17 protein-coding genes are annotated in these 19059 nt (G+C 72.2%); 5 read left to right on the top strand and 12 right to left on the bottom strand.

All coding sequences use genetic code 11. The features are described 5' to 3' along the window. Positions 1–17: 17 nt before the first annotated feature. Both ABZS69_RS13335 and ABZS69_RS13330 read right to left on the bottom strand, forming a co-directional pair. Positions 18–947, bottom strand: a complete 930-nt coding sequence (locus ABZS69_RS13335) for an acetoacetate decarboxylase family protein (RefSeq protein ID WP_355370608.1) — start codon at positions 945–947, stop codon at positions 18–20. Further along, entirely contained in the window at positions 944–2005 is a 1062-nt protein-coding gene (locus ABZS69_RS13330; RefSeq protein WP_355370606.1) for a hypothetical protein, read from the bottom strand. Before ABZS69_RS13330 ends, ABZS69_RS13335 begins: the two co-directional genes overlap by 4 nt. 145 nt (positions 2006–2150) lie before the next feature. On the opposite strand from ABZS69_RS13330, the gene ABZS69_RS13325 reads away from it, so the two are divergent. The 4 genes from ABZS69_RS13325 to ABZS69_RS13310 are packed head-to-tail and all read left to right on the top strand — an operon-like array spanning position 2151 to position 7417. Further along, positions 2151–4559, top strand: coding sequence for a GMC oxidoreductase (locus ABZS69_RS13325; protein ID WP_355370604.1), 2409 nt, complete (start codon positions 2151–2153; stop codon positions 4557–4559). Between the two features lie 49 nt (positions 4560–4608). After that, entirely contained in the window at positions 4609–5493 is an 885-nt protein-coding gene (locus ABZS69_RS13320; protein ID WP_355370601.1) for an ATP-binding cassette domain-containing protein, read from the top strand. Beyond that, positions 5490–6437, top strand: coding sequence for an ABC transporter permease (locus tag ABZS69_RS13315; protein ID WP_355370599.1), 948 nt, complete (start codon positions 5490–5492; stop codon positions 6435–6437). The genes ABZS69_RS13320 and ABZS69_RS13315 overlap by 4 nt, the downstream gene beginning before the upstream one ends. Positions 6438–6451: 14 nt before the next feature. Beyond that, positions 6452–7417, top strand: coding sequence for an ABC transporter substrate-binding protein (locus ABZS69_RS13310; protein ID WP_355370596.1), 966 nt, complete (start codon positions 6452–6454; stop codon positions 7415–7417). A 321-nt stretch (positions 7418–7738) separates the two neighbouring features. Here ABZS69_RS13310 and ABZS69_RS13305 read toward each other — a convergent pair whose 3' ends face one another. The 5 genes from ABZS69_RS13305 to ABZS69_RS13285 form a co-directional block, all read right to left on the bottom strand. Further along, positions 7739–8005, bottom strand: coding sequence for a hypothetical protein (locus ABZS69_RS13305; protein ID WP_355370593.1), 267 nt, complete (start codon positions 8003–8005; stop codon positions 7739–7741). A 69-nt stretch (positions 8006–8074) separates the two neighbouring features. Continuing rightward, positions 8075–8926: a helix-turn-helix transcriptional regulator gene (locus tag ABZS69_RS13300; protein ID WP_355370590.1), complete on the bottom strand. Its 852-nt coding sequence runs from the start codon at positions 8924–8926 to the stop codon at positions 8075–8077. Positions 8927–8983: 57 nt separating this feature from the next. After that, positions 8984–9244 (bottom strand): hypothetical protein, encoded by a 261-nt coding sequence (locus tag ABZS69_RS13295; RefSeq protein WP_355370587.1) that lies wholly within the window; start codon positions 9242–9244, stop codon positions 8984–8986. Between the two features lie 80 nt (positions 9245–9324). After that, positions 9325–10338: a phosphotransferase family protein gene (locus ABZS69_RS13290; RefSeq protein WP_355370584.1), complete on the bottom strand. Its 1014-nt coding sequence runs from the start codon at positions 10336–10338 to the stop codon at positions 9325–9327. 143 nt (positions 10339–10481) lie between these two features. Continuing rightward, the gene (locus ABZS69_RS13285) at positions 10482–11288 is read right to left on the bottom strand and encodes a GNAT family N-acetyltransferase (RefSeq protein ID WP_355370581.1); all 807 of its coding nucleotides are present in this window, start codon (positions 11286–11288) and stop codon (positions 10482–10484) included. A gap of 27 nt (positions 11289–11315) precedes the next feature. Here ABZS69_RS13285 and ABZS69_RS13280 point away from each other — a divergent pair, with 27 nt between their 5' ends. Further along, on the top strand, positions 11316–12179 hold the full coding sequence (locus ABZS69_RS13280; protein WP_355370578.1) for an ROK family protein: 864 nt from the start codon (positions 11316–11318) through the stop codon (positions 12177–12179). Here the strand turns inward: ABZS69_RS13280 and ABZS69_RS13275 are convergent. Genes ABZS69_RS13275 through ABZS69_RS13255 form a run of 5 tightly spaced genes read right to left on the bottom strand, consistent with a single transcriptional unit; the run spans position 12168 to position 18997 of the window. Beyond that, a complete protein-coding gene (locus ABZS69_RS13275; protein ID WP_355370575.1) occupies positions 12168–14075 on the bottom strand; it encodes an acyclic terpene utilization AtuA family protein in 1908 nt (635 codons plus the stop codon). The genes ABZS69_RS13280 and ABZS69_RS13275 overlap by 12 nt on opposite strands. Beyond that, positions 14072–14833 carry an enoyl-CoA hydratase-related protein gene (locus ABZS69_RS13270; protein WP_355370573.1) on the bottom strand — a complete coding sequence of 254 codons (762 nt, stop codon included), beginning with the start codon at positions 14831–14833 and terminating at the stop codon, positions 14072–14074. Before ABZS69_RS13270 ends, ABZS69_RS13275 begins: the two co-directional genes overlap by 4 nt. Then, the gene (locus tag ABZS69_RS13265; protein WP_355370570.1) at positions 14830–16776 is read right to left on the bottom strand and encodes a biotin carboxylase N-terminal domain-containing protein; all 1947 of its coding nucleotides are present in this window, start codon (positions 16774–16776) and stop codon (positions 14830–14832) included. Before ABZS69_RS13265 ends, ABZS69_RS13270 begins: the two co-directional genes overlap by 4 nt. Then, on the bottom strand, positions 16773–18362 hold the full coding sequence (locus ABZS69_RS13260; protein WP_355370567.1) for a carboxyl transferase domain-containing protein: 1590 nt from the start codon (positions 18360–18362) through the stop codon (positions 16773–16775). The genes ABZS69_RS13265 and ABZS69_RS13260 overlap by 4 nt, the downstream gene beginning before the upstream one ends. Next, complete coding sequence (locus ABZS69_RS13255) at positions 18359–18997, bottom strand: TetR/AcrR family transcriptional regulator (RefSeq protein WP_355370564.1); 639 nt, start codon at positions 18995–18997, stop codon at positions 18359–18361. Before ABZS69_RS13255 ends, ABZS69_RS13260 begins: the two co-directional genes overlap by 4 nt. Positions 18998–19059 lie beyond the last annotated feature (62 nt).

Here is a 19059-nt window from a genome sequence, read left to right as displayed (position 1 = left end):
GGGTGGTCGGCGGTCGGCTACGGCGCGGGAGTGACGTACTCGCGCGGCCGGGACGGGCTCAGCAGCCGGTCCGTCGCCGCGCGGTCGGGCGGCGGCAGCCGGTCCTGCCCGAGACCCAGCCCGACCACGGACTCCAGGCCCTCCCGGGACGGCGGGGGAGGCGTGGCCGAGGTGAGGAACCAGCTCTCCACGTGGTCGTCGAGCACCCCGCTCACGGACGGGAGGTAGGCCGTCAGGATCGGCCGGTCGCGGATGTCCAGCCGCTTCAGCCACGCCGCGCGTTCGTGCTCGCCGATGAGGAGCCGGTCCTCCGGGCCGCCGCCCCACGTCAGGCCCATCCGGCCGCGGAGCGCGACGGACGACTTCCAGAGCATCCCGCGGAAGGAGGCGTAGCCGGTGGCGGTGTAGCGCAGCGGCAGCCACGCCCGCGGCGGTCGCGGCACGTCCACGCGCATGACGAGCTGCCCGTCGAGGTCGTACTGGCTGCTGACCGTGGACTCGCTCGTCACGAAGTCGAGTGAGGCGCGGCGCTTGGGCATGCCCCAGATGCCGAGGCCGCCCTTGACGGAGATCTCCGTGCTCACCGGCATGTCGGCGATGTAGACGCCGGTGCCGAAGAGCGAGCCGAACAGCAGCGGCAGCAGCGGCGGCGCGGGCCGATCACCCGGCGTGCACAGGATCCCGGTGGCGAACTCCACGTACGTGCCGATCGGGGTGTCCTGGTAGTCGATGACCGCGATCACCAGCACCCCCTCGCCGCGCACCCGGTACGGGCTCAGCTCCTGCGGCAGCGCCTCACGCGCGCCGCGCGGGTCGATCGGGTACGCGGCGATGAGCGCCGGGCTGCCCAGCGTCCCCACCGGCATCCGGAACGGGATGCCGTCCACGTCGGCGAATCGGCCTGAGACTCTGCCGGCTGGGCGCCGGCGTCGTGCGATGAAGGTCATCGGTCCCCCCTGTGCCGGGCCGGCGTGCCGGCCAGCTCCTCGATGATCAGCGGAAAGACGTCGCGGTGGGCGCGCTCGCCGAAGAACACGTCCAGATGGCTGTATCCGCAAAGGAGATGGAGGGAGTGGTGGGAGGCGAAACGGGAGAAGAAGTCGTAGGAGCGGCGCTGGCTCTCCGGCAGGAAGCAGCGGTTCAGCTCGCCGGCCAGGAAGACGATCCGGGCGTCGGTACGCGGCTCCTGCGCCGTGTAGTCGTCCGGCAGGCCGTCGAAGTGCTCGTAGGCGACCAGGTGGCCGCTGCGCACGCATTTGTCCATCTGCTGGAAGAAGGTCAGCGGCACCGGGCCGAACTCGTGCGGGATCCAGAGGTCGTGCGTGGCCGCGCCGAGGTTCTCGTGCCGCCACAGCGCGGGGGCCCCGCTGCCGTACGTGAAGCTGACCAGCTTGCACACCGTGCTCCCGCACTCGGCGTGGGCCGCCTTCACCAGCTGGGTGATCAGCGCGGCCGCGCCCGGCGGCGGGTGGTCGCCCCAGGAGGGATCGAGGTACGGCAGGAACCTGCGCGTGACCGGCACCGCGTACCGGAGCTTGGCCCGCGACCAGCGCGGGACGACCGGATGCAGGGAGACCGCGTTCGTGACGATCGTGTCGACCTGGGGCACCAGGCCCGCGCACGCGGACATCATGAACGAGGTCGAGCCCTGGCAATGGATGATCGCCTTGATCCGGTCCGCGCCGGTCTCCTCGACGATCTTGCGCACCGCGGCGGGGTGGTCGTACTTCGCCGCCTGGTCCAGCGTCCACGGGTTGGGCGGGAGGTCGATGCTGGCCCGCCAGTCCTCCAGCCAGACGTCGTAGCCCTCTGCGACGAGCACGTCCACGATGCTGGCGGGTACGGGGGCGCGGAACACCCTGGACCGGACCCCCGCGCCGTGCGCGAGGATGACCGGGGCCTTCGCCGGCGGGGTGTGCCCGCGCACGTTGACGAGCCGCAGGCTTTTGCCGTCTCCGGCGGTGAAGGGTACGACGCGTTCGTGTGTAGCGGGTCGTCCATGCATACCGATCGCCATCTCGGGTTGCCGCCGGCCGCGGGCCGGCAGTCCTGGTCTGGACTCCTGATTCCGGTGCTCAGCTCACCGATCGGTTACTCTTGCATTCTACCTCTCCCCCCATTTCGGACCATTCCGGACGAGGGAGAGAACAATGCGCCATAACGGTCCTGACCTGGCAAGACGCCCTGCCGGTGAGCATGCCGACGTCGTCGTGGTGGGCTCGGGGTTCGGGGGCTCCGTGGCGGCCTACCGGTTCGCGGAGGCGGGGCTGCGGGTGGTCGTGCTGGAGCGCGGCCGGCCGTACCCGCCGGGCTCGTTCCCGCGGACGCCCGCCGCGATGGCCCGCAACCTGTGGGACCCGAGCGAGGGCTTGCTCGGACTGTTCGACCTGTGGAGCTTCCGCGGGCTCGACGCGGTCGTCTCCAGCGGGCTCGGCGGCGGCTCCCTCATCTACGCCAACGTGCTGCTGCGCAAGCCGGAGCGATGGTTCGTCAAGGAGAGCCCGCTGCCCGGCGGCGGCTACGAACACTGGCCGGTCACGCGCGCCGACCTCGACCCGCACTACGACGCGGTGGAGCGCATGCTGCAGCCCCAGCGCTACCCGCTCGGCCGGCCTCCGTACGACACCACGGCCAAGACCCTCGCCATGCGCGAGGCGGCCGGGCGGCTGGGGCTGGAGTGGGAGCTGCCGCCGCTGGCCGTCGCCTTCGCCCCCGAGCCCGGCGCCCAGCCCGCTCCCGGCCTGCCGATCCCGGACCCGGAGTACGGCAACCTGCACGGCCTGCCGCGTACGACGTGCAGGCTGCGCGGCGAGTGCAACCTCGGCTGCAACGACGGCGCCAAGAACTCCCTCGACCACACCTACCTGTCGGCGGCCCGGCACGCCGGCGCCGACCTGCGCACCCTGCACGAGGTGCGCTGGCTGGCCCCCGCCCCGGGCGGCGGCTACACCGTGAGCTACGTGGTGCACGAGCCGCGCGAGGGGCGGCGGCGGGTCAACACCCGGCGGCTGCCGCAGCGCACGATCACCTGCGACCGGCTCGTCCTGGCCGCGGGCACGCTCGGGACGACGTACCTGCTGCTGACGTGCATGTCGGAGTTCCCCGGCCTGAGCCCCATGCTCGGGGCCCGCTTCAGCGGCAACGGCGACCTCCTCACCTTGATCCTGGACGCCCGCGACGGCGCCGGCCGCCACCGCTCGCTGGAGGGCAGCCGCGGGCCGGTGATCACCAGCGCCATCCGGGTGCCGGACGCGGCCGACACGGGGCAGGGGGACCGCCGGGGCATGCTGGTCGAGGACGCGGGCTATCCGCCCTTCGCCGAGTGGCTGGGGGAGTTCGCCGGGGCGCGCGGCCAGGCCAGGAGGGCCGGCAGGTTCCTGCTGGGCAGGATCGGGGCCCTCCTCGGCCACTCGCCGCAGAGCCGCATCAACGCGGAGCTGGCCGCGCTGCTCGGCGACGGGCACCTGTCCGACGGGTCGCTGGCCCTGCTGGGCATGGGCCGCGACATCCCCGACGGCCTCATGCGCCTGCGCCGCGGCTTCCTCGACGTCGACTGGACGACCAGCACGTCCATGCCGTACTTCGGCACGCTGCGCTCGGTCATGCGGGACATGGCACGGGTCCTGCGGGCCGGCTACCGCGACAACCCCCTGTGGCTGGCCCGCAGGGTGATCACGGTGCACCCGCTCGGCGGCGCCCCGATGGGACGCCACCCCGCGGAGGGCGTCGTGGACGAGTACGGCGAGGTGTTCGGGCATCCGGGCCTGTACGTCCTGGACGGCGCGTGCATGCCGGGCCCGGTCGGCGTCAATCCGTCCCTGACCATCGCCGCCCTCGCGGACCGGGCCTGCGAGCACGTCCTGGAGACCGCGCCCCAGACGGCGTCCGTGACGGCGCCCCGGACGGCCTCCCGGACGGAGCGGCAGGCCGGGGCCGCGTCGTCGGGCCTGAGCTTCACCGAGGAGATGCGCGGCCACGTCATGCCCGGCTCCGCCGACCCGGAGGAGGGCGAGCGGCTGGGGCGCGCGAACGGGCACCCGCTGGCGGTCCACCTCACCATCTCCACCGGGGACGTCGAGCGGTTCGTGGCCGACGCCGGGCACGAGGCGTCCGTCGCCGGGTGGGTGACCTGCCCCGTGCTCGGCGGTGGCCGCCTGCGGGTGGAGGACGGGTCGTTCAACCTGTTCGTGGCGGGCGAGGAGCCGGCCCGCCGGCGCATGCTCTACCGCCTCCACTTCACCGGCGACGGCGACGCCCCGCTGACGCTCGCCGGGTTCAAGGACGTGCACGACGACCCCGGGGCCGACATGTGGCCCGACACCTCCACCCTGTACGTCCGGATCCTGCGCGGGCACACCCGCCCGGCGCAGGACGCGGAGGCCGAGGTGGTGGCCGCGGGGATCATCCGGATCCACCTGCCGGACTTCCTGCACCAGCTGACGACGTTCCGCACGTGGGGGCCCGACGGGGCCGCGGGGCTGGCGAGGTTCGGCCGGTTGTTCCTGGGCGAGCTGTGGGACGCCTACCACGACCTCGCTGCGGGGGCGCGGGTGCCGTAGACGGCCGGGCGGCCTTGACAACGATGTCAATCGCCTTCTTGATGTTCTTATGGCCGTACCACTGATCGCCGCCCACGGGATCATGAAGAGCTACGGCCATGTCGAGGCGCTGCGCGGCGCCGACTTCACCCTGCGGCCGGGCGAGGTGGTCGCCTTGATCGGCGACAACGGCGCGGGGAAGTCCACGCTGGCGAAGATCCTCTCGGGCGTCGAACGGCCGGACGCCGGGACGGTCGAGATCGACGGCGAGCCGGTGGCCTTCGGCTCCGCCGAGGAGGCCAGGGGCGCCGGGATCGAGACCGTCTACCAGGACCTCGCGCTCTGCGCCGACCTCAGCCCCGCGGCGAACTTCTTCCTCGGCAGGGAACTGCTCAGGCCCGGCCTCCTCGGCCTGCTGGGCGTGCTGGACAACGCCGCCATGCGCCGGGCCGCGCGCGAGGCGTGCGAACGGCTCGGCGTGCGGCTCGCGTCCCAGACCGCGCCGGTCTCCGCGCTGTCCGGCGGGCAGCGGCAGGGCGTCGCGGTGGCCAGGGCGGTGACGTGGGCGCGGCGGGCGGTGTTCATGGACGAGCCCACGGCCGCGCTCGGGGTCGTGCAGACCCAGCGCGTGCTCGACCTCATCCGCGGCGTGCGCGACTCGGGCGTGTCCGTGGTGCTGATCAGCCACAACATGCAGGACGTGATGGCGGTGTCCGACCGGGTGGAGGTGCTGCGGCTCGGACGCCGGGTGGCCCGCTTCGAGACCGCGCGGGTGTCGATGGAGGAGCTGGTCGGGGCCATGACCGGGGCGCTGGCGGCCCAGGAGGAGGCCGACGGGCCCGGTGGACCGGACGGGGCGGGTCCCGGCGGGCTTCCCGGGCGGGACGGCGCGGGCTCCGGTGGTCCTGACGGGCGGGACGGCGGCGCGGGCGGCGAGGGCGGGGGCGGCGCATGAAGGGTGTGCGGCTGGGCGAGCTGCAGGTGGTGTGGATCGGCGTCGTGCTGGTCGCGCTGCTGGCGGCGTTCTCGGTCCTGGCGCCCACCGCGTTCCCGACCTCGTTCAACCTGCTCAACCTCGTCAGCGACGCGGCCATCCTGCTGCTGCTCGCCACCGGCATGACGTACGTGATCATCACGGCGGGGATCGACCTGTCGGTGGGCGGGGTGCTGGTGTTCTCGGCCGTGGCGGCGGCCGAGGTCATCGACGCCACCGGCTCCCTCGCGCTCGGCACCCTGGCCGCCCTGGTGACCGGGCTGGCGTGGGGCGTGCTGAACGGCGTGCTGGTCGCCCTGGGCCGCATCCCCGCCCTGATCGTGACACTCGGGACGCTGGGCATGTCGCTCGGCGGGGCCCTGCTGCTCACCGGCGGGGTCGATCTGCGCGCCCCCACGGACCTGAACCTCGGTCTCGGGCTGGCGCGCTGGCTGGGCGTACCGCTGATCGTGTGGATCTGCGCCGCCATCACGGCCGCGCTCGCGCTCATGCTCGCCCGCACCCGCTTCGGGCGGCACACGTACGCGATCGGGTCCAACGCCGAGGCCGCCCGGCGCGGCGGCGTGGCCGTGCGCCGGCACCTGATCAAGGTGTACGGCCTGGCGGGGCTGCTGGCCGGGCTGGCCGGGCACCTGTCGCTCGCCAAGTACGGCATCACCGGCGTGTCCGCCCACTCCACCGACAACCTGCAGGCCATCGCCGCCGTGGTGATCGGCGGCACGTCGCTGTTCGGCGGGGTGGGGACGGTGGCCGGGACGGTCATCGGGGTGTTCATCCCGGTCGTGCTGCAGAACGGTTTCCAGATCCTGGGCGTGCGGCCGTTCTGGCAGCAGGTGGTGGTGGGCGCCGTGCTCATCGCCGCCGTCTACGTCGACCAGTGGAGGCGCAGGGCCCGGGACCAGTAGGAGGAGGCACCACCATGCGCAAGGCTGTGGCAGCTCTGGGAACGCTGCTGTTGACGATCGCCGCCTGCGGCGGGCAGGGCGGGCAGAGCGGAGGCGGCGGCCAGATCAGGATGACGCTCGTGCAGGGGCTGGCGGGCGAGGAGTTCTACGAGACCATGGCCTGCGGGGCGAAGGCCAAGGCCAAGGAGCTGGGCGTGGCGCTGGACGTCCAGGGGCCGCAGAAGTTCGATCCGACGTTGCAGACGCCGATCGTCAACTCCGTCGTCGCGGGCAAGCCGGACGCCATGCTCATCGCGCCGACCGACGTCAAGGCCATGATCGCGCCGCTGACCCAGGCCAAGCAGCAGGGCATCAAGATCATCCTGGTGGACACGGTGGTCGAGGACCCCGGCATCGGGCTGTCCAGGATCAGCACCGACAACCTCAAGGGCGGGGCGGCGGCGGCCAAGGCGCTGGCGGATCAGATCGGCGACAAGGGCAAGGCGCTGGTCATCTCCACCGACCCGGGCGTGAGCACCGTGGACGCCCGCATCAAGGGCTTCGAGGAGGAGATCAAGGCTTCGCATCCCGGGATCACGTACCTGGGCGTGCAGTACTCGCACAACGACGTCACCGAGGCTTCCAAGATCGTCAACGCGGCCCTGGCCAAGGACCCCGACCTGGCGGGCGTCTTCGCCACGAACCTCAACTCGGCCACCGGCGCCGGCTCCGCCCTCCAGCAGGCGGGCAAGCTGGGGCAGGTCAAGATGGTGGGCTTCGACGCGGGGCCCGCGCAGGTGAAGCAGCTCAAGGACGGCGTCGTACAGGCGCTCATCGCTCAGCTGCCCGGTGACATCGGGGCCAAGGGGGTGGAGCAGGCGGTCGCGGCGGTCAAGGGGCAGCAGGTCACGCCGTCGATCCCCACGGACGCCACCATCGTCACCGCGCAGAACGTGGACCGGCCGGACATCCAGAAGCTCCTCTACAAGGCCGGCTGCTGACCCGACCCGCCAGGCCGGGACTACGCGAAGTTGGTGGACAGGCTCGTCCAGGAAGTGTTCTGCGGCGGGCAGGCCGGGGCGGCTGACGAGGTCAAGCCGGCTCGGTAGACGAGGCCGAGCAGGTAGAGGGACGTCCCGGTGGGCAACCACGCGGAGACGGCGCAAGCCGCCGCCGTTGACCGTCGTCGGCACGCCTGGCGCGCGGGGTGTCCCGGGGCGCTGGGCGTGCTCTGGCGGGCGCGGGGGTGGGCGGCGGCGTTGTGGGGCCGAAAAGCCGCGGCGGAGGCCGTAAGCCGTGTTTCGGGCCGTGTGCGAGGAGAGTCAGGCGGGGAGGGCCGCGAGGAGGTAGGCGAGGCGGGCGGCGGCCGACTCGACGTCTTCGGCTGTGCCCAGCCGGTAGCCCCAGGACGTGATGTACGCGCCCTCGTCCGAGCACGTCACCGTCTCCGTCAGCGTCGCCGAGAAGCGATTGCGGACCGACACGTAGGCCGGGTCGCTCGACAGGGCGAGGCTCTGGACGGTCAGGTCAGCGTGACGACCCGCGTGCCAGGCGAACCGCTCGAGGCACAGCGCGGTATCAAGCATCATGCGTCACCTCCGCAACGTCTCGCGACAGAATTGCACGATCTTGGGTGGGGAGGCAAGCAATTGCTGCGTTTAATGTGATGTTTGTTTGCGGTAATCGTGAAGAATTCCGATGATGACGTCCCGCCCGGCTTCCTCGAACTCCGCCACCTTCGCGTAGTCGTCGAATGCCCGGACGTAGAAGCCGATGTCATCGGGATCGCGAAGGACCAGGTCTTTCGTCATGGTGGCCACCGCGACCATGGCCTCGTTGTAGATCCAGAAGCCGTTGATCGGGCTCGCCGGCAGCTCCGTGCTGAACGGGATGACGCCGAACTCGACGTTCGGCAGCGTGCTGACCGCCAGTAATCGGTCGAGCTGGCCGCGCATCACCTCGGGCGGGGCGAGGGCGGTGCGCAGCGCCGCCTCCGTCACCACGAACCTGAACGTGCGCGTCCGGTCGTAGAGGATCTCCTGGCGCTGCATCCGCACCCGGACCGCCGCGTCGATCTGGTCGGCCGCGCTGTAGAGGCGCTTGACCTTGCGGAAGACGTGCCTGGCGTATTCGGAGGTCTGCAGCAGGCCCACGATGATGCCCGGTTCGAACACGCGGAACAGTTTTGTGCGCGCCTCCAGGTCGCGGATGTCCTCCTGGAGCGCGGCCAGGCCGCTGCGGTGGCGCTGCTTCCAGTCGTCGTGCCGTTCGAGCAGCGCGATGGCCTGCCTGATGAGCTCGTCGGTCGTGTCGGGCGAGGCGCGTACGGCCTGCGCCCACACGACCACGTCATCCTCCGTGGCGGTCTGCCGGGCGTTTTCCAGGCGCGAGACCTTGGACGGCTGCCAGCTCAACCGCTGGGCCAGCTCCTTGCCCGACAGATGCGCGCCCTCGCGCAGCTGGCGTAGCTGGCCGCCGAGGTCGATGCGCGCCTGCTGAAACGACGTCACGCCGCAAGAGGCTAGCCCTGCTTGCGTGGATCATGCCAGCATCACTCGCAATTGTGATCAACCGGTTGCCGAGAGTGTTCCTCCGCTGGTCGGGAAAGCGGTTGCCGGGCCGTCGGGGAGGACCCGGCGGGCGATTTCGGTGATGAGCTCGCGCGGAACTTCGACCGCGGTCTCGCCGTCGAGCACGTCGCGGAGGTCCGCGAGCGCCTCCGCGTCGGTGACTTGCAGACCTTGCACGACGATGGTGCCGCGGTCGGTCTCGTACAGGGTGGGACAGGCGCCCGCCTCCGAGGTGGAGCCGAGGAACCGCATTCGCATGACGATCCTTCCCCGATAACAAGTGCAATTGCGCGCAATTGTACGACTCTGGGGTTAAGAAGTGATCGTTTTTCCGGAAATCAGCTGAGAACGCCGTCCATAAACTCTTGTGCCCGTTCGAACAGCTCCAGGGTGGTTGCGTGGAGAGCGTCCCCTATGTCCTTTGGTGCCTTGCCCGCGAACGCCCTGGCGTGTGAGCCCTCCAGGACGATGCCGAGCTTGAAGCAGGCCATCACCGCGTACCAGCCGACGGCCGACAGGTCGCGCTCGGACAGCGCCGCGTAGTACTCGATCAGCTCGCGCGGCTCCGGCAGCCCGGGGACGTGGCCGTTGTTGCTGGGCCAGGTGGCCAGCAGCCAGCCGAGGTCGAGCAGGGGGTCGCCGATCGTGCACATCTCCCAGTCGACGATCGCGGCCACGCGGGGGCCGTCGCAGGCGAACATCAGGTTCGCGAAGTGGTAGTCGCCGTGCATGATCCCCGGGGTGAACGTCCGGGGCAGGTTGCTCTTCAGCCAGCCGGCCGTCTCGGGCAGGCCCGGGATGTCGGGGCCCGGATAGCCGTCCAGCTCGCCGTACGAGTCGAGCTCCTTGAGCCAGCGCGGCACCTGCCGCTCCAGGAACCCCTCCGGCCTGCCGAACCCCGGCAGCACCCCCGGATCGACCCGCCCCAGCTCGGCCAGCGCGGCGGCGGCCTCCAGCCCCATCCGGTGCCTGATCGCGGCGTCGGAGGCGTGCGGCTCCGGCAGCCCTGTCGAGGGGTTGAACCCGTCGACCGGCTCCATCAGGTAGAACACCGGCTCCCGCGCGGTCTGCGCGGCCACCAGCCTGGGCGCGGGCACCGCCGTGTCGCGCAGCGCCGCCAGCACCCGCGCCTCACGGCGCAGCACCTCGTTGCTCCTGCTGCGGGCGTGCAGGGGAGGCCGGCGCAGGATGTACGGGTGGTCGCCGCGCTCGAAGCGGACCATGACGTTCTGCGTGCCGCCCAGGACCGGCGCCACGCCCGCGATCGGGCCGCCGGGCAGGCCCCGGGTGTCCATCCACGCGCTGAGCTCGGCGAAGTCGATGGCGCTGACGTCGATGTGGGTGGAGGTCATGATCGCCCTTCGGCAGAATCATATTCTGGCCGACCGACCCTACGAGAGCGCCGCGCGCCCGGTCAACCCGTGGCGGCCGTGTGGTGGCCTGGGCGAGCCGCCCGTCCTGGCCCCGTGGTGGCCTGGGCGAGCGGCCCGTCCGGTCAGCCCAGCGCCTGCATGAACGGCAGGAACTGGCGGGCCCGGTCGCCGGGCAGGTCGCCGCCGTACACCATCCTCGCGGTCCGCCACGGGTGGCCCATGCCGTGCGCCACCGCCCACGTGACCAGGCCGGCCATCGTCTCGTCCAGGTCCATCCGAACCTCGCCGCCCACGTCCAGCGCCAGGTCGCCGATCAGCGCCCGCGCGGTCTCCTCGTCCCGCGCCACGACCGGGCCGATCACGGTGTTGTCGTCGTTGCGCCAGCAGTGGCCGAAGCCGCCGTCCGCGACCCGTACCCGCTCGCCGAAGTCGAACATCCGCCCCAGCAGTGCCGACCTGTCCGTCCCGAACAGCTCGGCGTCCAGCTTCACGATGTCGTCCAGGTCAGCCTCCGCGGCGGGGCGGGTCCGGCCCGACGGCTCGCCCTCGAACACGCCCGTGTGCTTGACGACCCCGCCGACGGTGCGGAACCCCAGCTGCTCGTAGAGGGGCCGGCCGTTGTCGGTGGCGAAGAGGGAGACCGTACGGTCGCCGGCCTGCTCCATGACGTGCTCCATGAGCCGGCGGGCCAGCCCCTGCCTGGCGTACCTGGACGCCGTGAGGACCATGCTGACCACGGCCTGGTCGTCGCCGTAGCGGGTCAGGACGTTCGTGGAGGCCAGGCCGTCGCCGTCGGGGGCGTCGATGCCGTACACCTCGCCGACCTCGAACAGGAGGCTCCACTTGTGGCGCTCGGGGAGCCAGTTGCGGTCCTCGGCCAGGCGGGTGCAGTCGTCCAGGTCGTCTTGGGCCAGGCGGCGGATGGTCATGCACGCACCCTACGGGACGATGGCACGATGGATTACGTCGTTGCACTCGATGTCGGCGGTACCACCCTCAAAGGCGGATTTGTCGCCCGTGACGGGACAATTCTGCATTTTGAGCGACGTGCGACGCCGCGTGGCGCCGACCAGGTGATCGCGGCCGTCTCCGCCTTCGTCGCCGACCTGGCGCGGCCCCGCGCCGGGCGGCGCCCGCTGGCCGTGGGGCTGGCGGTGCCGGGGCTGGTCACGCCCACCCACGCCGTCTACTCCGCCGCCTTCGGGTGGCGGGACGTGCCCGTCTCATCGTTCGCGGATGTGGACCTCCCGGTGGTGCTCGGGCACGACGTCCGCTCGGCGGGGGAGGCCGAGCTGGCCTACGGGGCGGGCGGGGAGGACGTGCTGTTCCTGCCCATCGGCACGGGTATCGCGGGCGCGGTCGTCCTGTCGGGCTCGCCGTACGGGGGAGCCGGGGGCTTCGCCGGGCAGATCGGGCACATCCCGGTCCGGCCCGGCGGGCTGGAATGCGGATGCGGGCAGCGGGGCTGCCTCTCCGCGTACGCGTCGGGCGGGGCCCTCGCGGCCCGGTACGGCTCGGGAACCGCCGCGGACGTCGTGCGCCTGGCCTCCGAGGGGGACGCGCGGGCGGCGGAGGTGTGGTCGTCGGCCGTGGACGCGCTTGCCCTGGCGCTGGCGACGTACACCTTGCTGCTCGACCCGGCGCGCATCGTCATCGGGGGCGGGGTCTCGCTGGCGGGGGACGCGCTGCTGGTGCCGCTGCGGGAACGGCTGGCGGGGCGGCTGGCGTTCCGGCCGGCGCCGGAGGTGGCGGCGTCATCCCTCGGGGTGCGGGCGGGGCTCCTGGGGGCCGGGCTGCTGGGCTGGCGCTCAGTCCCGTAGGTGCGGGGGGATGTCCACCTCCTTCGCCCGCAGCTCCTCGCCCAGCGCCTTCGCCTGGGGGTCCATCCTCGGGCTCGCCGCCACCCCCCTGCCCAGGAGGCCGTGGATGACGAAGTTGAGCGCCTTGATGTTGGGGAGCTCGTGGCGTTCGACGTGGTGGTGGGTGAGGGCTGGGAGGAGGTGCTTGAGGGTGCCGGGGGTGAGGTGGGCCGCCAGCCATTCGTACCGCTCCTGCGTGTCGGCCCACACGCCCAGGTTCGCGTTCCCACCTTTGTCCCCGGACCGCGCCCCGGCGATCCTCCCCAACGCCACCCGCACCTCCTCCTCACGGCCCGCCACCGCCCGCCCAGCCGCTTCTCGCCGACCCGGCGCTGGGAGGGCCGGCGCGGGGTGCGCTTCGGCGGCCTTGAGGACGCCGCTCGCCGCCTTCACCGTCCCCACCCCCGACGCGCGGGCCGCCTCTCCTGCGTCCGCCGTCTCCGTCGCGCTCGCCGCTTTCGGTGCGCTCGCCGGCTGCGGTGCGCCCGGCGTCTCCGCCGCCTGCCCGTGGTCCGGAGACGCGTTCCCGGCCGTCTGCCCGTCACCCACGGACGTCTGCCCCGCTGCCCCCGGTGCTGCGACGGGCTGGGGCGGGAGTTCGCGGCCGTTGACGAAGACCCGGGGGTGGACCTCCGAGGCCGGGACGAGGACGGGCCAGTAGACCCCGTACGGCGTGGCGTTGCCCGGTGGGGTCAGGGCGTAGAAGCCCGGGTAGCTGGCGAGCCCCGTTTCCACCACGGCGGAGGAGAACGCCCGTCCCGCCCGGCGTTCGTCGGCGTCCATGACCGTGATCCGCAGCAGACCCGAGTCCGTCAGCTCCACGTCCACCCGGTCGAACGAGTCCCGGGGGACCCGGGCCCAGAGTGCGTCCTCGGCGGCCCGGGCCTTGGCCTCCACGTCCAGGCCCGTCAGCACCAGGGTCATCGTGTTGCGATAGCCCGCCAGGTAGTTGACGGCCACCTTGAGGGTGTCGGGCGGCGGCTCACCTCGGACGCCCGAGATCAGGACGCGGTCGGGGCCGTCGTCCGTGAGCGTGATCGTGTCGAAGCGGGCCACGACGTCGGGCCCCAGGTAGCGCGGGCTCCCGAGTTCGTACACGAGCTGCGCCGTGACAGTGCCCACCGAGACCAGCCCGCCGGTGCCGGGGTGCTTGGTGATCACGGCGGAGCCGTCCGCGTTCAGCTCGGCGATGGGGAAGCCGCAGTGCGCCAGGTCCGGTACGTCCTGGAAGAACGCGTAGTTCCCGCCCGTCGCCTGGCAGCCGCACTCGATGACGTGCCCGGCGACCACCGAGCCCGCGAGCTGGTCCAGGTCGCCGGGCCCCCACCCGTACCGCCAGATGCCGGGGCCGGTCACCAGGGCGGCGTCCGTCACGCGGCCGGTCACCACCACGTCCGCGCCCGCCGCGAGGGCGGCGGCGATCGGGCGGCCGCCGAGATAGGCGTTCGCGGTCAGGGGAGTGGCGGTGAGGGGCTCGCCGGTGTCGGCGTTGGTGAGGTCCAGAGGGCGGCCGGTGAGGTCGTCGCCCGTGACGTGGGCGACCGTGGGGGAGAGGCCGAGGCGCGCGGCCAGGTCGTGGACCGCCTCCGCGCAGGCGGCCGGATCCAGGCCACCGGCGTTTGCCACGATTTTGATGGATTTATCAAGACAAGGGCCCAGGACGTCCTCCAACTGGCGGAGGAACGTCGGCGCGTACCCGGGACGGCCCTTGAGCCGGTTCCCGGCGAGGATGAGCATGGTCAGCTCGGCCAGCCAGTCCCCGGTGAGCACGTCGATCGGCCCGCCCTCGACCATCTCCCTGGCGGCCGAGAGGCGGTCGCCGTAGAAGCCGCTGCAGTTGGCGATACGCAGCGTCATCGCGCGGTCCACTTGGGCGGCCGCTTCTCCCTGAACGCCGCGATGCCCTCCTGCCCCTCCTCCGAGGTGAAGCGCTCGGCGGACAACTCGGTCATCCGCCGCAGCCCCTCCTCGAACGACATCGCGGGCACCTCCCGAACCAGCCGCTTCGTGATGGCCAGCGCCTCGGGGCCGCCCTTGATCAGCAGCTCGGCGAAGTGCTCGACCGTCGCGTCCAGTTCGTCCTCCGGCACGGCCCGCGAGAGCAGCCCGATCTCCGCCGCGCGGGCCGCGTCGAACACCTCCCCGGTCAGGAAGTACTCGGCCGCCGCCCGGGGCTCGACCCTGCGCAGCACCGGCACCGAGATCATGGCGGGCACGACGCCGAGCCGTACCTCGGAGAAGGCGAACGACGCCGTCACCGGCGCGATCGCGAAGTCGCACGCCGCCACCAGCCCCAGGCCGCCCGCCCGCGCCGTGCCGTTCAGCCGGCAGATCACCGGCTTCGGGCTCTCCCAGAGCAGCGTGAGGACGTCGGGGAACGACGCCGTCACCGCCGCTCCCGAGGCCTTCTGCTCCTTGAGGTCGGCGCCCGAGCAGAACACGTTCCCGGTGCCGGTCAGCACGATCACCCTGGCCTCCGGCTCGGCCAGCGCCCAGCGGAGCCGGTCGGCCAGGTCGGCGAGGAGCCGTACGGACAGGGCGTTGCGGTTGGGCGGCGAGTCCAGCGTGACGGTCGCGACGCCCGCCGCCAGATCGCTGTGCACCAGGCTCGTCATGAGGTCCCCTCCTGGATGATCGCCAGCACCGCGCCCGCTTCGACCTGCCGGCCCTTTTCGACGGGTACGTCCGACACCACGCCGTCGGACGGCGCCGTGATCCGATGCTCCATCTTCATCGCCTCCAGCACCAGCACCGGCTGCCCCTTCGTCACCCGGTCGCCGGGCTCCACCTCGACCCGGAGCACGCTGCCCGGCATGGGGGCCAGCAGGGATCCGGGGGCGACGTGCTCGACCGGCTCGGGCAGGAGGGGGACCGGGGTCAGCTCGGCGCACCCGCCGACGTGGTCGACGTAGACCTTGCCGTCCTCGTCGTATCGGGCCACCTCGAAGGTGTGCCGGACGCCGTCGCGTTCCAGGATCACCTCGTACGGCTCCGCGCCGATCACCGTGACGCCCTGGGGGAGCGGGTCGTAGACGACCTCGGCCTCCTCGAAGCGGGCCCGGCGGGGCTGGGAGCGCACGTTGCGCCAGCCGCTCGGCAGGCCCGCCAACACCTTGGCCCGGCGGCGGTTGGCGGCGGCCATGGCGAGCGCGGCGGCCAGCACCGGCAACTCACCGACCGCCCCGCCGGCCCCAGCCGCGTCGGTCCCGGCCGCGTCGGCCGCAGCCCCATCGGCCCCAGCCCCATCGGCCTCGTGCGGATGGCCGCCGTGCAGAGGGCCGTCGGGGGCGAGGAAGCCGGTGTGGGTGTCACCGGCCCCAAAAGCCGGATTTGTCAGGATTTTTACAAGCAAATCCCGATTCGTCGTAACCCCGTGGAGCCTCGCCCGCCGAAGCGCCGTGACCAGCTTCCGCACCGCCTCCCCCCGCGACGACCCGTACCCGATCACCTTCGCCAGCATCGGGTCGTAGTACGGCGAGATCACCGACCCGGACTCCACCCCCGAATCCACCCGCACCTCCCCGGAGACCTCGAACCGCCGCAACACCCCGCTCTGCGGCAGATAATCCCCGTCCTCCGCATAAAGCCGCACCTCCACGGCATGCCCGGACGGTTCGGGCGGCGTCACCGGCAGCGCGGCCCCTTCGGCCACCTCCAGCTGCAGCCGCACCAGATCGACCCCGTGGACCAGCTCGGTGACCGGATGCTCGACCTGGAGCCGGGTGTTCATCTCCAGGAACGCCACCCGGTCCCCCTTGACCAGGAACTCCACCGTCCCGGCCCCGACGTAGCCGATCTTCCGCGCGGCCCTGACCGCCGCCTCGCACAGCCGCTCCCGCAGCTCGGCCGGGATCCCCGGCGACGGGCACTCCTCGACGACCTTCTGGTGCCGCCGCTGCACGCTGCACTCGCGCTCGCCCAGCGCCCACACGGTGCCGTGCCGGTCGGCCAGCACCTGCACCTCGATGTGCCTGGCGTTCTCCAGCAGCGGCTCCACGAACACGGTCCCGTCGCCGAACGCCGCCGCCGACTCGCGCCGCGCCGACTCGACCTCCCGCGCCAGCTCCCCGGCCGCGCGGACGATCCGCATGCCGCGCCCGCCCCCACCGGCCGACGCCTTGACCAGGACCGGGAACTCCCCGGGCGCCTCCGGGTCGAGCGAGGGGAGCACGGGCACCCCCGCCTCCGCCATCAGCCGCTTCGCCCCGACCTTGGACCCCATGGCCGCGATGGCCCCGGGCGGCGGCCCGACCCACACCAGCCCGGCGTCCAGCACGGCCTGCGCGAACTCCGCGTTCTCGGACAGGAAGCCGTATCCGGGATGCACGGCGTCCGCACCGGAGGCGCGGCAGGCGTCCAGGATGCGGCCGATGTCCAGGTACGTGTCGGACGGGCGGGCGCCCGGCAGCCGTACGGCCAGGTCGGCCTCGGCCACGTGCGGCGCGTCCGCGTCGGGGTCGGAGAAGACGGCGACCGTGGAGATGCCGAGCGAACCGCAGGTGCGGAAGACGCGGCGGGCGATCTCGCCGCGGTTCGCGACGAGCAGCCGGGTGATCATGGCCGGAACACCCCGAATCCCGCCGGTTCGGGCACCGGCGCGTTGTTGACGGCTGACAGGCACAGGCCCAGGACGGTACGGGTGTCGCGCGGGTCGATGACCCCGTCGTCGTACAGGCGGCCCGACAGGAAGAACGGCAGCGACTCCGCCTCGATCTGGGCCTCCACCATCGCGCGCATCGCCGCGTCGGCCTCCTCGTCGTACACCTGCCCCTTGGCCTGCGCCGACGCGCGGCTCACGATGGACAGCACCCCGGCGAGCTGCGCCGGGCCCATCACCGCCGACTTGGCGCTCGGCCAGCTGAACAGGAAGCGGGGCTCGTACGCGCGCCCGCACATGCCGTAGTTCCCCGCCCCGTACGAGGCGCCCATGACGACGGTGAGGTGGGGGACGGTCGAGTTGGACACCGCGTTGATCATCATGGCGCCGTGCTTGATGATGCCGCCCTGCTCGTAGTCCTTGCCGACCATGTAACCGGTCGTGTTCTGGAGGAACAGGAGCGGAGTGCGCGACTGGTTCGCGAGCTGGATGAACTGGGTGGCCTTCTGCGACTCCTCGCTGAACAGCACGCCGCGCGCGTTCGCCAGCACGCCCACCGGGTAGCCGTGGATCCGCGCCCAGCCGGTCACGAGGGAGGCGCCGTACAGCGGCTTGAACTCCTCGAACTCGCTCCCGTCCACCACCCGCGCGATCACCTCGCGGGGGTCGAACGGCACCTTCAGATCCTCGGGGACGATCCCCAGCAGCTCCTCGGCCGGGTACACGGGCTCCCGGGCCGCGTGCGGGGTGACGCCCTGCTTGTGCCAGTCGAGGGAGCGGACGATCCGCCGGCCGATCCGCAGCGCGTCGTGCTCGTCCAGGGCGAGGTAGTCGGCCAGTCCGCTGGTCCTGGCGTGCATCTCGGCCCCGCCCAGCGACTCGTCGTCCGACTCCTCCCCGGTGGCCATCTTCACGAGGGGCGGGCCGCCGAGGAACACTTTCGCTCGTTCCCGCACCATCACCACGTAGTCGCTCATGCCGGGCACGTACGCGCCGCCTGCCGTGGAGTTCCCGAACACCAACGCGATGGTCGGAACGCCCGCCGCCGACAACCGGGTCAAGTCTCGAAATATCCGGCCACCCGGGATGAAGATCTCCTTCTGCGTCGGCAGGTCCGCGCCGCCGCTCTCGACCAGGTTCACGTACGGGAGCCGGTTCTGCAGCGCGATGTCGGCCGCCCGGAGGGATTTCTTCAGCGTCCACGGGTTCGAGGCGCCGCCGCGGACCGTGGGGTCGTTCGCCGTGATCACGCACTCGACGCCCTCGATCACGCCGATCCCCGACACCATCCCGGCCCCGACCGGGAACTCGCTGCCCCAGGCGGCCAGCGGCGACAGCTCCAGGAAGGGCGAGTCGGGGTCGATCAGCAGCTCGATCCGCTCCCTGGCCAGGAGCTTGCCGCGCCGGCGGTGCCGTTCGACGTACTTCTCGCCGCCCCCGGCCACCGCCTTGGCGTGCTCGGCGTCGAGCTCGCCCAGCTTGGCGAGCATGGCCGCGCGGCGCCCGCGATGGTCGTCGCCCTCGGTGTCGAGCCTGCTCCTGATCATGCGCCCGCCTCCCGCGAACCTGACGTCCCCGTCAACCCGATCGCCCGCGCCCACAGCCGCGTCAGGTGGTCGACCGCCACCTGCTCGCCGGCCCGCTCCCCGAGATCCAGCCACACGTGGGCGAAGTGCTCCACCATCCCGCCCAGCATGACGGCGGTCAGCCGCGGGTCCAGCTCCGGATCGGCCAGCCCCTGCTCCTGCAGCCGCCGCAACCCCTCCGCGCCCCGCCGCACGAACACCTCCCGCAGCTCGAGCAGCAACCGCCCGAACCTCTCCTCGGACGTGGCCGCCTGCTCCACCATCCGCACCAGCCGCGAGTTCGCCGCCCAGGCCCGCAGGTACAGCCGGTTGGCCGCCTCGATCCGGGCGTACGGGTCGTCCGGCGCCGCCGCCGCGCCGACGACGCTCGCCGCGAACATCTCGCCGACCACCGCCGCCGCCACCTCGCCGAACAGGGCTTCCTTGGAGTCGAAGTAGGTGTAGAACGTGCCATGGGACACCCGCGCCCGCCCGCACACGTCGTCGATCCGCACGGCGTCGTACCCGTGCTCCTCGAACGCCTCCCGCCCAGCCTGCAGAAGCGCGGCCCGCGTCCGCCTACCTCGGGACGTCGGCACCGAAGACCTGACGATCACGTCAACTACGCTAACGCAAAAAGGGCCCCGCACAAGGGGGCCCTTTTCGGTGGATGTCGCTG

Origin of the sequence: Nonomuraea sp. NPDC005650 (genome assembly GCF_040605375.1) — a bacterium.
Classification (GTDB): domain Bacteria; phylum Actinomycetota; class Actinomycetes; order Streptosporangiales; family Streptosporangiaceae; genus Nonomuraea.
The sequence above is the reverse complement of the archived record's forward strand: the minus strand, read 5'-3'. Positions and strand labels throughout refer to the sequence as shown.

Coding starts and splice junctions, on each gene's coding strand:
- ABZS69_RS13335 (WP_355370608.1), bottom strand. CDS start 947: ATGACCTTCATCGCACGACGCCGGCGCCCAGCCGGCAGAGTCTCAGGC.
- ABZS69_RS13330 (WP_355370606.1), bottom strand. CDS start 2,005: ATGCATGGACGACCCGCTACACACGAACGCGTCGTACCCTTCACCGCC.
- ABZS69_RS13325 (WP_355370604.1), top strand. CDS start 2,151: ATGCGCCATAACGGTCCTGACCTGGCAAGACGCCCTGCCGGTGAGCAT.
- ABZS69_RS13320 (WP_355370601.1), top strand. CDS start 4,609: ATGGCCGTACCACTGATCGCCGCCCACGGGATCATGAAGAGCTACGGC.
- ABZS69_RS13315 (WP_355370599.1), top strand. CDS start 5,490: ATGAAGGGTGTGCGGCTGGGCGAGCTGCAGGTGGTGTGGATCGGCGTC.
- ABZS69_RS13310 (WP_355370596.1), top strand. CDS start 6,452: ATGCGCAAGGCTGTGGCAGCTCTGGGAACGCTGCTGTTGACGATCGCC.
- ABZS69_RS13305 (WP_355370593.1), bottom strand. CDS start 8,005: ATGATGCTTGATACCGCGCTGTGCCTCGAGCGGTTCGCCTGGCACGCG.
- ABZS69_RS13295 (WP_355370587.1), bottom strand. CDS start 9,244: ATGCGAATGCGGTTCCTCGGCTCCACCTCGGAGGCGGGCGCCTGTCCC.
- ABZS69_RS13290 (WP_355370584.1), bottom strand. CDS start 10,338: ATGACCTCCACCCACATCGACGTCAGCGCCATCGACTTCGCCGAGCTC.
- ABZS69_RS13285 (WP_355370581.1), bottom strand. CDS start 11,288: ATGACCATCCGCCGCCTGGCCCAAGACGACCTGGACGACTGCACCCGC.
- ABZS69_RS13280 (WP_355370578.1), top strand. CDS start 11,316: ATGGATTACGTCGTTGCACTCGATGTCGGCGGTACCACCCTCAAAGGC.
- ABZS69_RS13275 (WP_355370575.1), bottom strand. CDS start 14,075: ATGACGCTGCGTATCGCCAACTGCAGCGGCTTCTACGGCGACCGCCTC.
- ABZS69_RS13270 (WP_355370573.1), bottom strand. CDS start 14,833: ATGACGAGCCTGGTGCACAGCGATCTGGCGGCGGGCGTCGCGACCGTC.
- ABZS69_RS13265 (WP_355370570.1), bottom strand. CDS start 16,776: ATGATCACCCGGCTGCTCGTCGCGAACCGCGGCGAGATCGCCCGCCGC.
- ABZS69_RS13260 (WP_355370567.1), bottom strand. CDS start 18,362: ATGATCAGGAGCAGGCTCGACACCGAGGGCGACGACCATCGCGGGCGC.